At 75.4% G+C, this 23,141-nt stretch carries 1 protein-coding gene; it reads left to right on the forward strand.

What is annotated here, in order from left to right:
* Nucleotides 1–244 precede the first annotated feature (244 nt).
* Nucleotides 245–23,140, forward strand: coding sequence for an SDR family NAD(P)-dependent oxidoreductase (locus ACFY0X_RS18820; protein WP_387755952.1), 22,896 nt, complete (start codon nt 245–247; stop codon nt 23,138–23,140).
* Nucleotide 23,141: the final 1 nt, after the last annotated feature.

A 23,141-nucleotide genomic window follows, 5' to 3' on the forward strand; every position in this document is an offset into this window, starting at 1 on the left:
CCTTACGCTCAGCTCACCAGCGCATCTTCCTCGGAGAGCGTCGCCAACGCTGCCGCTCCCGAGGACCGCTCCACGGGTCCAGACGCCCGAAGCACGGTCGAGTCCGGGTTCGGACACCACCGGGTCGCCGGGCTGCCACGCCCTCGATGATCCGGCCGCTCGTGCGGCCGGAGCCGCACCATCGGGACTGCTACGGAAACACCCCGCCTTCCTTCATCCCCCCGGCTCACGAGGTGTCGATGTGATGCGCTCTCCCCTGGATCCGGACGCCGGTCGTGTCGCCGTCATCGGCATGGCGGGCCGGTTGCCGAAAGCCCCGGACCCGGAGGCGTTCTGGCGACTGCTGTGCGACGGGGCCGACGCGATCACCGCGCCGCCCGTGGGCCGGCAGGGCGTACGGCACGGCGGCTACATGGACCGGGTGGACGGCTTCGACGCGGCGTTCTTCGGTGTGTCCCCCCGGGAGGCCGCCGCCATGGACCCGCAGCAGCGGCTCATGCTCGAACTCGCCTGGGAGGCCCTGGAGGACGCCCGGATCGTGCCGAGCACGCTGACGGGCGGTCCGACGGGGGTGTTCGTCGGCTCGATGTGGGAGGACTACACGTCCCTGGCCTACCCCGGTCACATCACGCCGCACACCCTGACCGGCACCAACCGGGGCGTCATCGCCAACCGGGTCTCGCACTTCCTCGGTGTGCGCGGACCGAGCATGACGGTCGACACGGCCCAGTCGTCGGCGCTGGTCGCGGTGCACCTGGCGGTCGAGAGCCTGCGCCGCGGCGAGTCGGCGATCGCCCTGGCCGGCGGGGTGAACCTCAACCTGGCCGCCGCCCGCGAGGCGGGCGCGGCGGAGTTCGGCGGCCTGTCCCCGGACGACCGCTGCTTCACCTTCGACGCCCGGGCCAACGGCTTCGTCCGCGGCGAGGGCGGCGCCTTCCTCGTCCTGAAGCCGCTGGACCGGGCCCTGGCCGACGGGGATCGCGTCTACGGGGTCGTCCGGGGCAGCGCGGTCAACAACGACGGCGCCACCCGGAGCCTGACCGTGCCCAGCGCGCAGGCGCAGGAACAGGTCATCCGCGAAGCACTGGCCCGCGCCGGCGTGCGGCCCGCGGACGTGCAGTACGTGGAGCTGCACGGCACCGGCACCGCCGTCGGCGACCCCGTCGAGGCCGCCGCCCTCGCGGCGGCCTACCGCGACCCGGCCGGGTCCCGCGACGCCGACAACGCCCTGCGGGTGGGATCCGCCAAGACGAACGTCGGCCACCTGGAAGGCGCCGCGGGCATCGTCGGTCTGCTCAAGGCCGTCCTCAGCGTGTACCACCGCGCACTGCCGCCGAGCCTGAACCACGAGACCCCCCACCCCCGCATCCCCCTCGACGACCTGGCGCTGCGGGTCCAGACCGCGCTGACCCCCTGGCCGCGGCCGGACGCGCCGCTGCTCGCCGGCGTGTCGTCGTTCGGCATGGGCGGCACCAACGCGCACGTGATCGTCGAGCAGGCGCCCGACGCGGCCGCCCCGCCGGCCCGGCGGCCCGCGACCGGGGCCCCGCGGCCCGCACCGGAGGCCCCGCCGGCGCCGTGGATCGTCACCGCGCGCACCAGGCAGGCGCTACGGGCGCAGATCGAGCGCCTGCGCGCGCACGTGGGCAGCCACCCGGAGCTGACCGGCGCCGAGGTCGCGCACGCGCTGGCCACCACCAGAACCCGCTTCGCGCACCGCGCGGTGCTGCTCGACTCCGCCGAGCTGGCCGTCGGCCGGGCCGGCACCCCGGGCCGTACCGTCTTCGTCTTCCCGGGCCAGGGCGCGCAGTGGGCCGGCATGGGCCGGGAGCTGTACGCCGCGTACCCCGTCTTCCGGGCCGCCATGGACGAGTGCGCCCGGGCCCTGGCCCCGCACACCGACTGGTCCCTGACCGATGTCCTGGACGGCGCCCCGCTCGACCGCGTGGACGTCGTGCAGCCCGCCCTGTTCGCGGTGATGGTGTCCCTGGCGGAGCTGTGGCGCTCCTTCGGCGTCGAGCCCGACGCGGTGGTCGGGCACTCCCAGGGCGAGATCGCCGCGGCATGCGTCGCGGGCGCGCTGTCGCTGTCCGACGCGGCCCGGATCGTGGCCCTGCGCAGCCGCGCGCTGGTGGCGCTGACCGGCCGGGGCGGCATGGTGTCCGTCGCCCTGTCCGCCGGGCGGGCCGAGGAGTACGTGTCGCGCTGGGGCGGCGCGCTGACGGTCGCCGTGGTCAACGCCGCCGGCTCGGTCGTGGTGTCCGGCGACGCGCGGGCGCTGTCCGAACTGGTCGAGTCCTGCACGGCGGACGGTGTCCGCGCACGCGTCGTCCCGGTGGACTACGCCTCCCACTCCGCGCACGTCGAGGCGATCCGCGAGCGGCTGCACACCGAACTTGGCGGTGTGCGGCCGCGGCGGGGCACCGTCCCGTACTACTCCGCGGTCACCGGCGGCCTCGTCGACGACACCACGGAGCTCGACGCCGGCTACTGGTACCGCAACCTGCGCGAGCCGGTCCGCTTCGACCGGGCCACCGCCGCACTGCTGGCGGACGGGCACGACGTCGTGGTCGAGGTCAGCCCGCACCCGGTGCTGCTGCCCGCCCTCGAACAGGGCCTGGAACAGGCCCGCGAGCGGACCGGCGCGGCCGGCGTCGCCACCGGCACGCTGGGCCGGGACCGCGGCGGGCCGGAAGCGTTCCTGACCGCGCTGTCCCGGCTGTTCGTGGCCGGCGTGCCGGTCGACTGGTCCCCGGCCGTCGCCGGGGCCGCGCCGGCCGACCTGCCCACGTACGCCTTCCAACGCCGTTCGTACTGGCTGTCCGGAGCGACGGCCGGGCAGGGCGGACTGACCCCGGCCGGCCCGGGGACGCACCCGGCGGGGAGCGCCGCGCCCGGCCGGCCGGACGGCGGCCCGCGGGCCCTGGACACCGGGGCGGGCGGCACGGACACGGGTGACCCCGAGGCGGGCGACGCGATCGACGCGGCCGCCGTGGTCACCGCGCAGATCGCGCTCGTGCTGGGCCACGAGGACCCGGCGGACATCGATCCCGCGCTCACCTTCAAGGACCTCGGCTTCGACTCGGTCACCGGGCTCGAACTGCGCAACCGCCTGGCCGGCGCCCTGGACCGGCAGCTCCCCTCCGGGCTGGTCTTCGACCACCCGACACCCGCGGAGCTGATCGACTGGCTGCGCACCGGCCCCGGCGACCGGCCGCTCCCCGCCGCCCCGGCCGACCACGACGACCCGGTCGTCATCGTGGGGATGGGCTGCCGCCTCCCCGGCGGGGTGGCCTCGCCGGACGACCTGTGGCGGCTCGTCGCGCAGGGCGTGGACGCGATCGGCGACTTCCCGGACGACCGCGGCTGGGACCTCGGCGGCCTGTACGACCCCGAACTGCGCGGCGCGGGCACCACGTACACCACCCGGGGCGGGTTCCTGGAGGGGGTGGCCGGCTTCGACGCGGAGTTCTTCGGCATCTCGCCCCGCGAGGCGCTCGCCATGGACCCGCAGCAGCGGCTCGTGCTGGAGACGGCCTGGGAGACCTTCGAGCACGCCGGGATCGACCCGGCCTCGCTGCGCGGCAGCCACACCGGCGTGTTCACCGGCGTCTGGTCGTCCGGCTACGCGACCGGACCGGGCCTGCCGGAGGACCTGGAGGGCTACCTGTTCACCGGCGTCGCGACCAGCGTCACGTCCGGCCGGGTCGCCTACCACCTCGGGTTGCGCGGTCCGGCGCTGTCCGTGGACACCGCCTGCTCGTCGTCCCTGGTCGCAGTCCACCTGGCCGCCCAGGCCCTGCGCGCGGGCGAGTGCTCGCTGGCACTCGCCGGCGGGGTCACGGTCATGGCGACACCGCTGGGCTTCACCGAGTTCTCCCGCCAGCACGGCCTCGCGGCGGACGGCCGCAGCAAGCCCTTCGCCGCCGCGGCCGACGGCACCAGCTGGGCCGAGGGGGCCGGCCTGGTGCTGCTGGAGCGGTTGTCGGACGCGCGGCGCAACGGTCACCGGGTGCTGGCGGTCGTCGCGGGAAGTGCGGTGAACCAGGACGGGGCGTCCAACGGCCTGACCGCGCCGAACGGCCCGTCGCAGGAGCGGGTGATCCGTCAGGCCCTGGCCAGTGCCGGGTTGGCGGCGTCCGAGGTGGACGCGGTGGAGGCGCACGGCACCGGCACCACGCTCGGTGACCCCATCGAGGCGCAGGCGCTGTTGGCGACGTACGGCCAGGGGCGCGACGAGCCGTTGTGGCTGGGCTCGGTGAAGTCGAACATCGGGCACACCCAGGCGGCGGCCGGCGTCGCGGGCCTGATCAAGATGGTCATGGCGGTGCGGCACGGCGAACTGCCGCGGACCCTGCACGTGGACGCCCCCTCCCCGCACGTCGACTGGGCCTCCGGCGGCGTCCGGCTGCTGACCGAGGCCCGGCCGTGGCCGGAGCACGAACACCCGCGCCGCGCCGGCATCTCCGCCTTCGGCATCAGCGGCACCAACGCCCACCTGATCATCGAGCAGTCCTCCGACCCGGACCCCGGCGCCCTTCCCGAACCCGCCGACCGGGCCGCCCCCACCGCCTGGCTGCTGTCCGCGAAGACCGACGCCGGGCTGCGCGCCCAGGCCGAGCGGCTGCACGCGTACGCGACCGCCCACCCCGACGTCCCGGTGGCCGCGATCAGCCGCGCACTGGCCGCCCGGACCCGGTTCGGGCACCGGGCCGCGGTGGTCGGCGCCGACCGGGAGGACCTGCTGTCCGGCCTGGCCGCGCTCCCGGCGGGCCTGCCGGGACTGCCGGGACTGCCGGGCCGTACCGGCGGGACCGTGTTCGTCTTCCCCGGCCAGGGCGCGCAGTGGGCGGGCATGGGCCGTGACCTGTACGAGCAGTCCGAGGTCTTCCGCGCCGGCATCGACGCCTGCGCCGCCGCCCTGGCCCCGTACACCGACTGGTCGCTGGTCGACGAACTGCGCCACGGCTCGCTGGAGCGCGTCGACGTGGTGCAGCCGGCCCTGTTCGCCGTCATGGTGGCGCTGGCCGACCTGTGGCGGTCCCACGGCGTGCGGCCGGACGCCGTGGTCGGCCACTCCCAGGCGGAGATCGCCGCCGCGTACGTGGCCGGCGCGCTGTCGCTGCGGGACGCCGCCAAGATCGTGGCGCTACGGTCCAGGGCACTGGCCGTCATCGCCGGCCAGGGCGGCATGGTGTCCCTCGCGCTGTCCGTCGAACAGGCCGCCGGCTACCTGGCCCGCTGGGGCGAGCGGCTGACCCCCGCCGTGGTGAACGGACCCACGGCGGTCGTGGTGTCCGGCGGCCTCGACGCGCTGGACGAACTGCTGGCCGCCTGTGAGGCCGACGGCATCCGGGCCCGCCGCCTGCCGGTGGACTACGCCGCCCACTCCGCGCAGGTCGAGGCGATCCGCGAGCGACTGCTCACCGACCTGGCCGGGATCGAGCCGAGGACCGCGGACGTCCCGTTCTACTCCACGGTCACCGGCGAGCCGGTCGACACCTCCGCCCTCGACGCCGGCTACTGGTACCGCAACCTCCGCGAACCCGTACGGTTCGACCTGGCCACCGCCCGGCTCACCGCCGACGGCCACGCGCTGTTCCTGGAGGTCAGCCCGCACCCGGTGCTGGTGCCCGCGCTGGAGGTCGCCGCCACCGGAACGCTGCGCCGCGACCACGGCGGCCTCACCGAGTTCCTCGCCGCGGCGGGGCGCCTCCACGCCGCCGGAGCCGACGTCGACTGGACTCCGGTCCTGCCCCGCACCGCCCCCAGGGCGGACCTGCCGACGTACGCCTTCCAGCGCGAGCGCTACTGGGTGACCGCGACCCCGCCGGTGCCCCGCGACGACCGGCGGTACGAGGTGGCCTGGGCCCCGGTGAGCGGTACCGCCGCCCCGGTGGACCCGGCCCGCTGGCTCGTCCTGGCCCCGACCGGGCACCCGTGGGCCGAGGCCCTGCGCGCACGGGGCTTCGCGGTGGCCGAGACCCTGACGGCCGACACCCTGGACGTGGCCGACCCCCGGCACGCGGCCGGCACCGGGGGCGCCCGGCCCGGGCCGGACGGCGTGCTGTCGCTGCTGGCGCTGGACGACGAGCCGCACCCCGACCACCCGGTGCTCCCGGCGGGCCTGGTCCGCACCCTGGACCTGGTCCGCGTCCTGGACCCGGCGCGCAGCCTGGACCCGGTGAGAACGGCCGCCGTCCCGCTGTGGTGCGCGACCAGCGGCGCCGTGAGCACCTCGGGCACCGACCCGGTCACCAGCCCGGCCCAGGCCCTGGCATGGGGCACCGGCGCCTCCGCGGCGCTGGAGTTCCCGCACGGCTGGGGCGGCCTGGTCGACCTTCCCGCCGTGCCCGACGAGGAGAGCGTGAACGCGCTGCTCGTCGTGCTCGCCGGCACCGGCGAGGACCAGGTGGCGGTCCGCGGCGCCCGGCGCTACGCCAGGCGGCTGCGCCGCAAGGCGCCGTCGGGCCCGGCCGTGCGGTCCTGGCGGCCGCGGGGCACGGTGCTGGTCACCGGCGGCACCGGCGCGCTCGGCGGACACCTGGCGCGCCGCCTCGCGCGGCAGGGCGCGGAGCACATCGTGCTGGCCGCCCGCCGCGGCCCCGACGCACCCGGCGCGGCCGGCCTGCGCGACGAACTGGAGGCGGCCGGAGCGCGGGTGACCGTGGCGGCCTGCGACGTGGCCGACCGGGACGCCCTGCGGGACCTCGTCGAGCGCGTCGGCGACATCCGCGCGGTCTTCCACACCGCCGGCGTGATCAGGGCGACCAGGCTGGCCGACACGACACCGGCGGAGTTCGCCGAGGTCGTCGGGGCCAAGGTCGCCGGCGCGGCGAACCTGGCGGAACTCCTGCCGGACCTCGACGCCCTCGTGCTGTTCTCCTCCACCGCGGGCGTGTGGGGCGACGGCCACGGCGCGGCCTACGCCGCCGGCAACGCCTTCCTGGACGCCCTGGCCGCACAGCACCGCGCCCAGGGCCGCGCCACGACCTCCGTCGCGTGGGGCATCTGGGCCGACGGCGGCATGGCGGCCCTGGAGTCCGTGCAGCGCCAGCGCACCCTGCTCGGCCTCGGCGAACTGGAGCCGGGCCGGGCTCTCGACGCGCTGCAGGACGTCCTCGACCACGACGAGGCCCTCGCGGTCGTCACCGAGGCCGACTGGGCGCAGTTCGCCCGCGCCTACACCCACGCGCGGCCGAGCCGGCTGCTGCGGGACCTGCCCGAGACCCACAGCCGGCCGCAGGCCCCCCGGCCCGCGCCCGCCGCCGGCGGCACCGGCCTGCTGGAGCTGGTCACCACCCACGTCGCCGGGGTGCTGGGCCACGCCACCCCCGAGCGGCTCGACCCCCGGCAGACGTTCAAGGACCTGGGATTCGACTCGCTGACCGCGGTGGAACTGCGCAACCGCCTGACCGCCGCGCTCGGCGTGAAACTTCCCGCCACCCTCGCCTTCGACCACCCCACCCCGGCACGGCTGGCCGCCCACCTGTGCGGCGCGTCCGGCGAGCAGGACGCGCCGCACGCCCCGGCCGCGACGGCCACGACGACCGCGACGGACGAGCCGATCGCCGTCATCGGCATGGGCTGCCGCTACCCCGGAGGCGTCGGCAGCCCCGAGGACCTGTGGCGGCTGGTCGCGGACGGCGTGGACGCGGTCGGCGACTTCCCGACCGACCGGGGGTGGGACCTGGACCGCCTGTACGACCCGACGGGGAGCCGCCCCCGCACGTCGAGCACGTCCCGGGGCGGCTTCCTCGACGCGGCCGGCGACTTCGACGCGGCGTTCTTCGGGATATCGCCCCGCGAGGCGCTCGCCATGGACCCGCAGCAACGCATCCTGCTGGAGACCGCGTGGGAGGCCGTCGAGTACGCCGGGATCGACCCGACCGCGCTGGAGGGCACCTCCACCGGCGTGTTCACCGGCATCTGGTCCACCGGCTACGCCGCCGGGCCGGTCCCCGACGACCTGGAGGGCTACCAGGTCACCGGCACCGCGTCGAGCGTCGGGTCCGGCCGGCTGGCGTACCAGCTGGGCCTGCTCGGCCCGGCGCTGTCCCTGGACACCGGCTGCTCGTCGTCCCTGGTGGCCGTGCACCTGGCCGCCCAGGCGCTGCGCTCGGGGGAGTGCTCCTTCGCCCTGGCCGGCGGCGTCACCGTCAACGCGGCGCCCACGCTGTTCACCGAGATGTCCCGGCAGGGGGCGAGCGCGCCCGACGGACGCAGCAAGTCCTTCGCCGCCGCGGCCGACGGAGCGGGCTGGGCCGAGGGCGCCGGCCTGCTGCTGCTGGAGCGGCTGTCCGACGCCCGCCGCAACGGCCACGAGGTGCTGGCGGTCGTCCGGGGCTCCGCCACCAACCAGGACGGCGCCTCCAACGGCCTGACCGCGCCCAACGGCCCCTCCCAGGAGCGGGTGATCCGTCAGGCCCTCGCCAACGCCGGGCTGGAGGCGTCCGAGGTGGACGCGGTGGAGGCGCACGGCACCGGCACCACGCTCGGTGACCCCATCGAGGCGCAGGCGCTGTTGGCGACGTACGGCCAGGGGCGCGACGCGCCGTTGTGGCTGGGCTCGGTGAAGTCGAACATCGGGCACACCCAGGCGGCGGCCGGCGTCGCGGGCCTGATCAAGATGGTGATGGCGATGCGGCACGGCGAACTGCCGCGGACCCTGCACGTGGACGCGCCCACGCCGCACGTCGACTGGGCCTCCGGCGCGGTCCGTCTGCTCACCGAACCGGTCACCTGGCCCGGGACCGGGCGGCCACGGCGGGCCGCCGTCTCCGCCTTCGGCATCAGCGGCACCAACGCCCACGTCATCCTCGAAGAGCCCGCCGAGCCCGACTCCGCCGCGCCCGCCCCCCGGGGCCGCGCGGACGAACACGTCCTCTGGCCGCTGTCGGCCAGGTCCGAGGCGGCGTTGCGGGAGCAGGCGCGCCGGCTGAGCGTCTTCACCGCCGTGCATCCCGAGGTGAGCCCGGCGGCGGTCGGGGGCGCTCTGGCCGCCCGTACCGTGTTCGAGCACCGCGCCGTGGTGGTGGGCACCGCCGCGGCCCTGGACGCGCTGGCGGAGGGCCGGTCGGCGCCGGGTCTGGTCACCGGCACCGCCCGTCCGCTGGGCCGGTCGGTGTTCGTGTTCCCCGGCCAGGGTGCCCAATGGGTCGGCATGGGCGGGGAGTTGTACGCCTCGGAGCCGGTGTTCCGGGAGGTGATCGAGGCGTGTGATGCCGCGTTGGCGCCGTTCACGGACTGGTCGTTGGTGGAGGTGCTGACCGGCGGCGGCTCTCTGGAGCGGGTCGATGTGGTGCAGCCCGCTCTGTTCGCGGTGATGGTGGCGCTGGCGGAGCTGTGGCGTGCCCACGGGGTGGAGCCGGATGCCGTCGTCGGGCATTCGCAGGGCGAGATCGCGGCCGCCTACGTTGCGGGGGCGCTGTGCCTGGACGACGCCGCCAAGGTGGTCGCCCTGCGCAGCAGGGCCCTGGTCGCCCTGGCCGGACACGGCGGCATGGTCTCGGTCGCGCTGTCCGCGGACGACGCCGCCGGCTACCTGGATCCCTGGGGCGACCGGATCACCGTCGCGGTGGTCAACTCCGCCACCACCGTCGTCGTCTCCGGCGAACCCGTGGCCCTGGACGAACTGCTGGCGGCCTGCGCCAGGGACGGCATCCGCGCCCGCGCCATCCCCGTCGACTACGCGGCGCACTCGGCGCACGTCGAGGCGGTCCGCGAGCAGCTCCTGACCGACCTCGCGGACGTCCGGCCCCGGCCCGCGGTGATTCCGTTCTACTCGACGGTGACCGGCGAGCCGGTCGACACCTCCGCCCTCGACGCCGGCTACTGGTACCGCAACCTCCGCGAACCCGTACGGTTCGACCTGGCCACCGCCCGGCTCACCGCCGACGGCCACGAGGTGTTCGTGGAAGTCAGCCCGCACCCGGTGCTGGTGCAGGACCTGGACGGCGTGGCGACCGGCACCCTGCGCCGCGACCACGGCGCCACCGGGGAGTTCCACACCGCCCTGGCCCGCCTCCACGTCCAGGGCGTCGCCGTGACCTGGCCGCACGACCGCCCGCACGGCGTCCGGCTGCCGGGCTACGCCTTCCAGCGCAGCACCTACTGGCTCACCCCCGCGGCCGGCGGCCACGGCACCGGGCACCCGCTGGCGGGCACCACGGTCGAACTGCCCGACGGGAGCACCGTGCACAGCGGCCGCGTCTCCACCCGGACCCACCCCTGGCTGGCCGACCACGCCGTCGACGGCACGGTCCTGCTGCCGGGCACCGCCTTCCTCGAACTCGCCACCCTGGCCGGCGGGACGGTCGACGACCTCGTCCTGCACCTGCCCCTCGCGCTCCCGGACACACCGACGGACCTCCAGGTCTCGGTCGGCGCCCCGGACGACGCGGGCCGCAGCGCGGTCACCGTGCACTCCCGGAGCGGCGACGGCTGGGTCCGCCACGCGTCCGGCACCCTCGGCGGCCAGGTGACGGCCGGACGAATCGACTGGCCCCCGAGGAACGCCGAACCCGTGGACCCCGAAGGGTTCTACGCCTTCCTCGCCGGCCTCGGATACCAGTACGGACCCGCGTTCCGGGGCGTGCGGGAGCTGTGGCAGGGCGAGGACGAGCTGTACGCCGAGGTGTCCGTCCCCGACGGCGCCCCCTTCGGCATCCACCCCGCGCTCCTGGACGCCGCACTCCAGCCGCTGATCCTGCTCAGCCCCGACACCCGGGTCCGGCTGCCGTTCTCCTTCTCCGGCGTCGCCGTGCACACCACCGGTGTGTCGTCCGCCCGGGTCCACCTGGTTCGCACGGGCACCGACACCTACCGCGCGACACTGACCGACCTGTCCGGCGACCCGGTCGCGGACATCACCGCGCTGACCGTCCGTCCGGCCGCCCAGGCCCGGGCCGGCGTGCTGCACACCCGGTGGACACCCCTCACCACGAGCCCACCGACCGAGGTGGTGCCCAGCCCGGTGCTCACCGCGGACGCCGACGCGGACTCCGTGCACGCCCTCGTCCAGCGGGCCCGCGCGCTCGTCCAGGACTTCCTGGCCGAGCGGCCGGAGCGGGCGGCCGCACGCCTGGCCGTGCTGACCCGCGGCGTGGCCGGCGCGGCCGTACGCGGCCTGGTCCGCAGCGCCGCCGCCGAGCACCCCGGCCGGTTCGTCCTGGTCGATCTGGGCGACGCGTCCGAGGAGGACGCGGTCCGGGCCGCCATGACGGCCGGCGACGAACCCGAACTGGCCCTGCGCGGGGAAGGCGTCCTCGTGCCGCGGCAGGCCGGGTACGCGCCGGAACTGACCGCACCCGACGGCGCGTACCGGCTGAGCGAGTCCGGCACCGGGCAACTCGACGACCTGGCCCTGCTGCCCTGGCAGGAGACCGCGCTGGAACCCGGGCAGGTCCGGGTCGCCGTACGCGCGGCCGGCCTGAACTTCCGCGACGTGCTCATCACCCTCGGCCTGTACCCGGACCGGCCCCCGTTGGGCGGCGAAGGGGCCGGCACCGTCCTGGAGGTCGGCCCCGGCGTCACGGCCTGGCGGCCCGGCGACCGCGTCATGGGCATGATGCCCGGCGCCTTCGGGCCGCGCGCCGTCGCCGACCACCGGCTCCTGACGGCGGTCCCCGACGGCTGGAGCTTCACCGAGGCGGCGTCGGTGCCCATCGCGTTCACCACCGCCTGGTACGCGCTGTACGACCTCGGCGAACTGCGCCCCGGCGACCGGGTCCTGGTCCACGCCGGCGCGGGCGGGGTGGGCATGGCCGCCGTCCGGTTGGCCCTGAACAGCGGCGCGGAGGTCTTCGCCACCGCGAGCCCCGCCAAGTGGGACACCCTGCGGCGCCTCGGACTGGCGGACGACCACATCGGTTCGTCCCGCGACACCCGGTTCGCCGACCGGTTCCCGGCCATGGACGTCGTCCTCAACTCGCTCGCGGGAGAACTCACCGACGCCTCCCTGCGGCTGCTCGCCGACGGCGGACGGTTCGTCGAACTGGGAAAGACGGACGTCCGCTCACCCGAGGGACTGCTCTACCGGGCCTTCGACCTCAACGACGTCGACCCCGCGCGGCAGGGCGACATCCTCGCCGAGGTCGTGGCGATGGTCGCCGACGGGACGCTGGAGCCGCTGCCGGTCACCGCCGCGGACCTCCGCCAGGCCGTCGCCTCCTTCCGGCTGATGAGCCAGGGCCGCCACACCGGCAAGATCGTCCTCACCGTCCCCCAGCCGATCGACCCCGACGGCACCGTACTGATCACCGGCGGCACCGGCACCCTGGGCCAGGCCGTCGCCCGGCACCTGGTGTCCCGCTACGGGGTACGGCACCTGCTGCTCGTCAGCCGCGGCGGTGGCGCGGTGCCGCACCTGCAGGCGCGAGCGGACGTCGACGTGCGGGTGGTGGCCTGCGACGTCGCGGACCGGGACGCCCTGGCGGCCGTACTGGACTCGATCCCGGCCGAACACCCGCTCACCGCCGTCGTCCACGCGGCCGGCGTGCTCGACGACACCGTGGTGGAACGGCTGACCGCGGAGCGGCTCGACCGGGTGCTGCGCCCCAAGGTCGACGGCGCCTGGCACCTGCACGAGCTGACCCGCGAACACCACCTCGCCGCCTTCGTGCTGTTCTCCGCGGCCGCGGGTGTCCTCGGCAACGCCGGCCAGGCCGGCTACGCGGCGGCGAACGCCTACCTCGACGCGTTGGCCGCACACCGGCAGACCCTCGGACTGCCCGCCGTGTCGATGGCCTGGGGTTACTGGGAGCAGGAGAGCGGCATGACCGCCCACCTCACCACGGCCGACCGCCGACGCCTCGCCCGCAAGGGCATCCGTCCCCTCAGCAGCGAACGCGCCCTGGCCATGTTCGACACCGCGCTGGCCGCCGGACGTCCCGCGCTGACCACGGCCGACCTCGCGATGCCGCGGACCCTGCCGACGCCCAAGGCCCCCGCGTCGGACCTGCTGTCCCTGGTCGCCGCCCACACCGCCACCGTCCTCGGCCACTCCGACGCCGCCGCGATCCACCCCGGACTCGCCTTCCGCGACCTCGGCTTCGACTCCCTGACCTCCGTCGAACTGCGCAACCGCCTCGCCGGCGCCACCGGTCTGCGGCTGCCCGCGACGCTCGTCTTCGACCACCCCACCCCCGCCGACCTCGCCGACCACCTCAGGGCCGAACTCTCCGGTGCGGGTGGGGCCGTGGCGCCGGTGGTGCCGGTGGGCGGGGCGGGTGACGGGGCTGATCCGGTGGTGATCGTGGGCATGGGGTGTCGGTTGCCGGGTGGGGTGGGGTCGCCGGAGGAGCTGTGGGGCCTGGTGTCGGGTGGGGTGGATGCGATCGGCGCGTTCCCGGCTGATCGGGGGTGGGACGTGGAGGGGTTGTTCCATCCGGATGCGGATCATCCGGGGACGTCGTACACGCGGTCGGGTGGCTTCCTCGCGGACGCGGCGGGGTTCGATGCCGACTTCTTCGGGATCTCGCCGCGTGAGGCCTTGGCGATGGATCCGCAGCAGCGGGTGCTGCTGGAGACCGCGTGGGAGACGTTCGAGGACGCGGGGATCGATCCGACGTCGTTGCGGGGCAGCCGGACGGGTGTCTTCACCGGCGTCTGGTCCTCCGGCTACGTCGGCAGCCCCGACCAGGCACCGCCCGACACCGAGGGCTACCTCGCCACCGGCATCTCGCCGAGCATCACCTCCGGCCGGGTCTCCTACCTGCTGGGCCTCCAGGGCCAGGCCGTGTCCGTCGACTCCGCCTGCTCCTCGTCACTGATGGCGATCCACCTCGCCGCGCAGGCACTGCGGTCGGGGGAGTGCACCCTCGCCCTGGCCGGCGGGGTGACCGTGAGCGTGACCCCCCTGCAGTTCACGGAGTTCTCCCGCCAGCGTGCCCTGGCCCCGGACGGCCGGTGCAAGCCCTTCTCGTCGACGGCCGACGGTACGGCGTGGGGCGAGGGTGCGGGGCTGGTGCTGCTGGAGCGGTTGTCGGACGCCCGCCGCAACGGCCACCGGGTGCTGGCGGTGGTGCGGGGCTCGGCGGTCAACCAGGACGGGGCGTCCAACGGGTTGACCGCGCCCAACGGCCTCTCCCAGGAACGCGTCATCCGCCAGGCGCTCGCCAGCGCCGGGTTGGCGGCGTCCGAGGTGGACGCCGTGGAGGCGCACGGCACGGGGACGACGCTCGGCGATCCGATCGAGGCGCAGGCGCTGTTGGCGACGTACGGCCAGGGGCGGGACGAGCCGTTGTGGCTGGGGTCGGTGAAGTCGAACATCGGCCACACCCAGGCGGCGGCCGGTGTGGCCGGGGTGATCAAGATGGTGATGGCCATGCGGCACGGCGAACTGCCGCCGACGCTGCACGTCCAGGAGCCCACACCGCACGTCGAGTGGGACACCGGTGACATCCGGCTGCTGACCGAGGCCCGACCGTGGCCGGAGACGGGGCGCCCCCGCCGCGCGGGCATCTCGGCCTTCGGGGCCAGCGGCACCAACGCCCACGTCGTCATCGAACAGTTCCCGGCGGAGACCCCCGAACGACCCGCCGCGGACGACGCCGCGGAGCCGGAGCCCACCGTGTGGCTGCTGTCCGGCAGGACGGACGACGCCCTCCGCGCCCAGGCCCGACGGCTCGCGGACCACGTCGCCGCCCACCCCGGACTCCGGCCGGCCGCGATCGGCCGGGCCCTCGCCACCACCCGCACCATGCTCGCCCACCGGGCGGCCCTGGTGGGCAGCACCCGGACCGAACTGATGGCGGAGCTGGCCGCCCTCGCCGACGGAGACCCCCGCGTCATCACGGGCGTGGCCGGTTCGCCGGGTCGGTCGGTGTTCGTGTTCCCCGGCCAGGGTGCGCAGTGGGTCGGCATGGGTGGGGAGTTGTACGCCTCGGAGTCGGTGTTCCGGGAGGTGATCGAGGCGTGTGATGCCGCGTTGGCGCCGTTCACGGACTGGTCGTTGGTGGAGGTGCTGACCGGTGGCGGCTCGCTGGAGCGGGTGGATGTGGTGCAGCCTGCCCTGTTCGCGGTGATGGTGGCGCTGGCGGAGCTGTGGCGTGCCCACGGTGTGGAGCCGGATGCGGTCGTCGGGCACTCGCAGGGCGAGATCGCGGCCGCCTACGTGGCCGGGGTGCTGTCCCTGGACGACGCCGCCAAGGTGGTCGCCCTGCGCAGCAGGGCGCTGGTCGCTCTGGCGGGTCAGGGCGGCATGCTTTCCCTAGGCGTCGGGCACGAGCAGGCCGCCGAGTTGGTGGCCCGCTGGGACGGTCGGCTGACCGTGGCGGTGGTCAACTCGGCGGGCAGCGTGGTGGTTTCGGGCGACCTGGGCGCGCTGGACGAACTGCTGGCGGCCTGCGAGGCCGACGGCATCCGCGCCCGCCGCCTGCCGGTGGACTACGCCGCCCACTCCGCCCAGGTCGAGGCGATCCGCGACCGACTGCTCACCGAACTGGCCGACATCACAGCGCAGTCGGCGGCGGTGCCGTTCTACTCCACGGTCACCGGCGAGCCCGTCGACACCTCCGCCCTCGACGCCGGCTACTGGTACCGCAACCTCCGCGAACCCGTACGCTTCGACCTCGCCGTCGAGGCCCTCACCCAGGACCGGCACGGCGTGTTCGTGGAGGTCAGCCCGCACCCCGTCCTGATACCGGTGATGGACGGCGTCGCGACCGGCACGCTGCGCCGTGGCGGCGGCAGGCAGGAGTTCCACCTCGCCCTGGCGCGCCTGCACACGCGAGGCGTGGCCGTCGACTGGACGCCGGTCTTCCCCGGCGAGGCCGGCCATGTCCCGCTGCCGACGTACGCCTTCCAGCACCGGCCGTACTGGTTGACCCCCACCGCCGCGAAGGGCGACGTGTCGGCGGCGGGACTGGACCCGGCCGGGCACCCGCTGCTCGGCGCCGTCGTCGAACTGGCCGGGGACCAGAGCGTCCTGCTCACGGGGCGGCTCTCGACGGCCACCCGGCCTTGGCTGGCCGACCACGTCGTCCTGGGCTCCGTGCTGCTGCCCGGCACCGTGTTCGTCGAACTCGCCCTGCACGCCGGACGGCAGGCCGGCTGCGACGTCCTGGACGAACTGGTGCTGGAAGCCCCCATGATCCTGCCGGACGACGGTTCCGTGCCGGTCCAGGTCGTCGTCGGCGCACCGGACGGCACGGGCCGGCGTCCCGTCACCGTGCACTCCCGGACGGCGGGCAGCTGGTTGCGGCACGCCACCGGCATGCTCGCGACCGGTGGCCGCCCCCACCCGTACGACACCGGCGAGCCCTGGCAGCCGGCCGGTGAGCCCGTCGACCTGACCGGCTTCTACGACACCCTCGCCGCCCAGGGCTACGAGTACGGGCCGGTGTTCGCGGGCGTACGCGAGATCCGGCGGCAGGGCGACGAGCTCTACGCCGAGGTGGCGCTGCCCGCCGACGTCCGCGACCGCTTCGGTCTCCACCCCGCGCTGCTCGACGCCGCACTCCAGCCGCTGACCCTGCTGGCGGCCGGCCGCCTGCCGTTCTCCTTCTCCGGGGTGTCGATGCGGAAAGCCGGCTCCACGGCCCGGGTCCGCCTCACACCCACCGGTCCCGACACCTTCCGGGTCGCGCTCGCCGACGAGTCCGGGCCGCTGGCGGTGATCGAGGCGCTGACCGTGCGCCACCGGTCGGCGGGCACGCCCGGCGGCGGGACCGACCAGCTCTTCCGCCTCGACTGGGTGCCCGTCGAGAGCACCGGCGAACCCCCGGCCGTCCACCACGTCACGCCCCCGGCGGGAGACCCGGTGGCGGCCGCGCACACCGTCGCCGCCGAGACGCTGGGCGTGCTCCAGGACTTCCTGCGCGACGGGGACGGCCGGCTGGCCGTCGTGACCCGCGGGGCGGTCGGGCCGGACGCCGCCGACCTGCCGTCCAGCGTCGTCTGGGGCCTGGTCCGCGCGGCCCAGGCGGAACACCCCGACCGGTTCGTGCTCGTCGACACCGACGACCGCGTCCTCGTCGCGGGGGACGAACCGCAGCTCGTCGTCCGCCACGGCGCCGCCCACGCGGCCCGCCTGGTACGGGCCGAAGCGGCACCGGCACCCGGCCCGCTCGACCCGGACGGCACCGTGCTGATCACCGGAGGCACCGGAACGCTGGGCCGCCTCGTCGCCCGGCACCTGCGCGACCGGCACGGCATCCGGCACCTGCTCCTGCTCAGCAGGACCGCGGCGGAGGTGGACTTCGACGCCGAGGTGGTGGCCTGCGACGTGGCCGACCGGGAGGCGCTGGCGGCCGTACTGGACTCGATCCCGGCCGAGCGTCCGCTGACCGCGGTCGTGCACGCGGCCGGCGTGCTCGACGACGGCGTCGTCGAATCCCTCACGCCCGACCGGATCGACCGGGTGCTGCGGCCCAAGGCCGACGCCGCCTGGCACCTGCACGAGCTGACGAAGGACCTCGGCCTGAGCGCGTTCGTGCTCTTCTCCTCCGCCGCCGGGGTGCTGGGCGGCCCCGGCCAGGCGAACTACGCCGCCGCGAACGCCTTCCTGGACGCCCTCGCCGTGCACCGGCGTGCCCTGGGTCTGCCGGGGGTGTCGCTGGCCTGGGGCTACTGGGCCGAGGCCAGCGGGCTGACCGAACGCCTCACCGACACCGACCGCAAGCGCCTCGCCCGCGCCGGCGTGCTGCCGATGCCCACGAACCAGGCGCTGGAACTGTTCGACCTGGCCCTGGGCGCCGCCGATCCGGCGCTGGTCCCCGCACACCTCGACCTGTCGACGGCGTCCACCCGCCCCCTGCTCAGCCGCCTCACCCGTACCAGGCCCGCCCGGCGCACGGACCGGCCGGGCCTGGGCGGTGAACTGGCGGCCCTGCCCGAGACCGAGCAGTACCGTCGCGTCCTGGACCTGGTCACCGGCCAGACGGCCGCCGTCCTCGGCCACACCGACACCGCGGCCGTCGGCGCCGAGCGGGCCTTCAAGGAGCTGGGCTTCGACTCGCTCACCGCGGTGGAGCTGCGCAACCGGCTGTCCGCGGTCACCGGGGCACGGCTGCCGGCGACGATGGTCTTCGACCACCCGACCCCCGACGCGCTGGCCGGCCACCTGCGGAACCTCCTGGTCGGCGCCCGGCGCCAGGCCCCTGCCGTGCCCGTGGCGGTCGGGGTTCCGGTGTCGGGCGATCCGGTGGTCGTGGTGGGGCTGGGGGCGCGGTATCCGGGTGGGGTGGGGTCGGCCCGGGAGTTGTGGGATCTGGTGGCGCGCGGGGTCGACGCGGTGGGTGAGTTCCCGGCGGATCGTGGGTGGGAGGTGGGCCGTCTCTACGATCCGACGGGTGGTCCGGGGAGGTCGTACACGCGGTCGGGTGGTTTTCTCGTGGACGCGGCGGGGTTCGACGCCGGGTTCTTCGGGATCTCGCCGCGTGAGGCGTTGGCGATGGATCCGCAGCAGCGGGTGCTGCTGGAGACGGCGTGGGAGACGTTCGAGGACGCGGGGATCGATCCGACGTCGTTGCGGGGCAGCCGGACGGGCGTCTTCACCGGCATCTGGTCCTCGGGCTATGGCGCCGGGGCACAGCCGCCCGACCTGGAGGGATACCTTTCGACGGGCACGGCGACGAGTGTGACCTCCGGGCGGGTGTCGTACCTGCTGGGGCTGGAGGGTCCGGCGGTGTCGGTGGACACGGCGTGCTCGTCATCGCTGGTGGCGATCCACCTGGCGGCGCAGGCGCTGCGCTCGGGGGAGTGCTCACTGGCGTTGGCCGGTGGGGTGACGGTGATGGCGACGCCGGCGGGGTTCGTCGAGTTCTCGCGGCAGCGGGGGCTTGCGGCGGACGGGCGGGTGAAGGCGTTCGCCGAGGCGGCCGACGGCACGGCGTGGGGTGAGGGCGCCGGATTGGTGCTGTTGGAGCGGTTGTCGGACGCGCGGCGCAACGGTCACCGGGTGCTGGCGGTCGTCGCGGGAAGTGCGGTGAACCAGGACGGGGCGTCCAACGGGCTGACCGCGCCGAACGGTCCGTCGCAGGAGCGGGTGATCCGTCAGGCGCTGGCGAATGCCGGGTTGGCGGCGTCCGAGGTGGACGCGGTGGAGGCGCACGGCACCGGGACGACCCTCGGCGATCCGATCGAGGCGCAGGCGTTGCTGGCGACGTACGGCCAGGGGCGGGCGGAGTCGTTGTGGCTGGGCTCGGTGAAGTCGAACATCGGGCACACCCAGGCGGCGGCCGGTGTGGCCGGGGTGATCAAGATGGTGATGGCGATGCGGCACGGGCAACTGCCGCCGACGCTGCACGTCGACGCGCCGACCTCCCACGTCGACTGGGATGCCGGAAACATCCGGCTGCTCACCGAGGCCCGGCCCTGGCCCGACAGCGGCCACCCGCGCCGCGCGGGCATCTCGGCGTTCGGTATCAGCGGCACCAACGCGCACGTGATCCTGGAGGCACCGGCCCCGGACCCCGCGCACGGTCCCGCTTCCACGCCCGCGCCTGCGGCCGTCGTGCCGGTGCCGTGGCTGCTGTCGGCGAAGTCGGACGCGGCCCTGCGCGAACAGGCCCGCAGGCTGCGCGGGTTCCTCGCCGAGCACCCCGAGGTCACCCCGGCCGAGGTGGCCGCGGACCTGGCCGCGCGGGCCCGGTTCCCGCACCGTGCCGTCCTGACGGACCCGGCCGGTCTGGACGCGCTGATCGACGGAAAACCCGGAATCGTCACGGGCGTCGTCCTCCCGGGGAAGTCGGCGTTCGTGTTCTCCGGTCAGGGTGGTCAGTGGGCGGGGATGGGACGGGGTTTGTACCGCGCGTTCCCGGTGTTCGCCCGGGCGTTGGACGAGGTGTGCGGGCTGCTGGGGTTGCCGGTGGAGGTGTTGTTCGAGGACGCGGAGGGCGTGCTCGGTGAGACCCGGTTCACCCAGGGCGCGGTGTTCGCGCTGGAGGTGGCGCTGTTCCGGCTGGTGGAGTGGTTGGGGGTGCGGCCGGACTTCGTGGTCGGGCATTCCGTCGGTGAGGTGGCGGCGGCGCATGTGGCCGGGGTGCTGGGCCTGGAGGACGCGTGTGTCCTGGTGGGGGCGCGTGCCCGGTTGATGCAGGGGCTGCCCGGGGGTGGGGCGATGGTCTCGCTCCAGGCGTCACTGGAGGAGGTCGTCGGTTCTCTGGTGCCGGGGGCCGAGGTGGCGGCGGTCAACGCGGTGGACGCGGTGGTGGTGTCGGGCGAGGAGGCGGCGGTTACGGCGGTCGCGGAGGTGTGGCGGGGCCGTGGGCGGCGGGTGCGGCGGCTGGCGGTGAGTCACGCGTTCCATTCGGCGCGGATGGATCCGGTGCTGGAGGACCTCGGTGAGGTGGCGGCGGGTCTGTCGTTCGGCGAGCCGGTGGTCCCGGTGGTCTCCACGGTGGCCGGGCGTCCGGTGGACCTGGGGGAGGCCGGGTACTGGGTGCGGCAGGTGCGCGAGCCCGTCCGGTTCGCCGACGCCGTGGAGTGGCTGACGGACCAGGGTGTGACGGGGTTTGTGGAGGTGGGGCCGCACCCGCAGCTGGTGCCAGGCGGCTTGATGCGGCGTGGTGGTGACTCCCCGGAGCGGTTGTTCGCCGGGCTGGGGCGGTTGTGGGCGGACGGCGCCGTGCGCTGGACGCCGCCCGTGACCACGCCGCCGGGGGCGTCGGGCGCGAGCGTGCCCTCGTACCCGTTCCAGCACCAGCACTACTGGCTCCACCCCACCACCCCGGCACCGACCGGTGACGGCGGGATCGACCACCCGCTGCTGCGGGACGCCATGGAACTCCCCGACGACAACGGCGTGGTGCTGACGGGACGACTCGCCACCGCCGCGCAGCCGTGGCTCACCGAACACGTCGTCTCGGGCTCGCCTCTGCTGCCCGGCGCGGCGTTCGTGGACCTGGCGCTCCGAGCCGGCGAACACGTCGACTGCCCGGCGGTCGAGGACCTGACGCTGGAGACACCGCTGGTGGTCGCGGACGGCGTGCAGGTGTCGGTGACCGTCGGCCCCGACCGGGCGGGCCGGCGCAGCGTCTCGATCCACTCGCGCACGGACGGCGAGTGGGTGCGGCACGCCACCGGGATCCTGGGCGCCGTACCCGTCGCACCACGCGAACCCTGGGCACGGCAGTGGCCGCCGCCCGCCGAAGCCGTCGACCTCGACGCCTTCTACGACGACCTGGCCGACGCCGGATTCGCCTACGGCACGGCCTTCCAGGGCCTGCGAGCGGCCTGGCGCGACGGCGACACCCTCTACGCGGAGGTGGCCGCACCCCCCGGTGACACCCGGTTCGCCCTGCACCCCGCCCTGCTCGACGCCGCGATCCAGGTCGTGACCGTCGCCGACGACCGGGCGAAGATGCCGTACTCCTTCGCCGGGATCTCCTGGCGGCCGGGGTGGCGCGGCGCCGAGCACGCCAGGGTCCGGCTGACTGTGACCGGCCCGGACACCTGCGCGATCGGCCTCGCCGACCAGTCGGGCGCGCCGGTCGCCGGGATCGCCTCGTTGACGCTGCGCCGGCCGGCCGGGGCAGCCACGCGGGACGTGCCGTACCAGGTGGCGTGGCCGGTCCTGGAAGCGGCGACCACCGAACCGGACGACGTCCCGGTCCACCACGCCACCTCGCCCGTCGAGACCCTGCGGGTGATCCAGGACTTCCTGGCCACGGACACCCCGCGCCTGGTGGTCGCCACGCGCAACGCCGTGCCGGTCCGGCCGGGCGAGGACGTCGATCCGCGGGCCGCCGCCGTCTGGGGCCTGGTCCGGTCGGCCGCCACCGAGCACCCCGGCCGGTTCGTGCTGGTCGACGGCGACGGCGGCGGCCGGGTCCGGCTGGCCGGCGACGAACCCCAGCTGGCGATCCGCGCCGGCGCCGTCCACGTCCCCCGCCTCGAACGGGTGCGGGCCGAACCGCTGCCCTCGCCGTTCGGCCCCGAGGGCACCGTGCTCGTCACCGGCGGCACCGGCACCCTGGGCGGCACGATCGCCCGCCACCTCGCCGTACGGCACGGCGTGCGGCACCTGCTGCTGGTCAGCCGGAGCGGCCCGGACGCCCCCGGCGCGGCGGCGCTGACCGCCGACCTGGCCGCGCTGGGCGCGACCGCCGACATCGTGGCGTGCGACGTGTCCGACCGCGAGGCGGTGGCACGGCTGCTCGCCGAACACCCGGTCACCTCGGTGGTCCACGCCGCGGGCACGCTGGCCGACACCGTCGTGGAAACCCTCACCCCGCGGCAGTTCGCACGCGTGTGGGAGCCGAAGGCCCTGGCGGCGCGGCACCTCCACGAACTGACCTCGGACCTGGAGGCGTTCGTGCTGTTCTCGTCGGCGGCCGGGGTGCTGGGCGGCGCGGGCCAGGCGAACTACGCGGCGGCGAACGCGTACCTCGACGGCCTCGCCGCACACCGGCACGCCCAGGGACAGCCGGCCGTGTCGCTCGCCTGGGGCTACTGGGCGGAGGCCAGCGGCATGACCGCAGGCCTGACCGCCACCGACCGGCACCGGCTGGCCAGGGCCGGCGTCCGGCCGCTGCCGACGACGGACGCGCTGGCCCTGTTCGACGCCGCGCTGACCGCGGGCGTCCCCGCCCTCGCCCCCGTCAGGTTCGACCTGCCGGCCCTGCGCCGCGCCGGCGACCCGCCCGCCCTGCTGCGCGAGCTGGTACGGCCCCGGCGCAGCCAGGCCGCCGACCGCGTGTGGACGCAGGCCGACGTGCTGCGACTCGTCGTGGGCCAGGCCGCCCTCGTCCTGGGGCACTCGTCACCGGAAGCGGTCAACCCCGACCAGGCGTTCACCGACCTCGGGTTCGACTCGCTCACCGCCGTGGAACTGCGCAACCAGCTCGACGCCGACACCGGCCTGCGCCTGCCCGCCACGCTCGTCTTCGACCACCCGACACCGGCCCGCCTCGCCGCCTTCGTGCACACCAGGTTGCGCGGCACCGAACCCGACCCCGTGCTCGCCGAACTCGACCGGCTCAGGTCAACTCTGGACGCGGCGGCCGCCGACGCCGACCACGAGACCGTCGCCGCCCGCCTCGAAGCACTTCTCGCGGCCTGGACGGCCAGACGCACCGGCTCGGCGGCGGGCGTCGAAGAGGCCAGCGACGACGAACTGTTCAGCCTCCTGGACGACGTGCACCGCAGGACCGAGGTCATCCGCTCGGGCGAGTCCCGCAACGCTGAGGAGAAGTAGC

The organism is Kitasatospora sp. NPDC001547, assembly GCF_042894165.1.
GTDB lineage: Bacteria > Actinomycetota > Actinomycetes > Streptomycetales > Streptomycetaceae > Kitasatospora.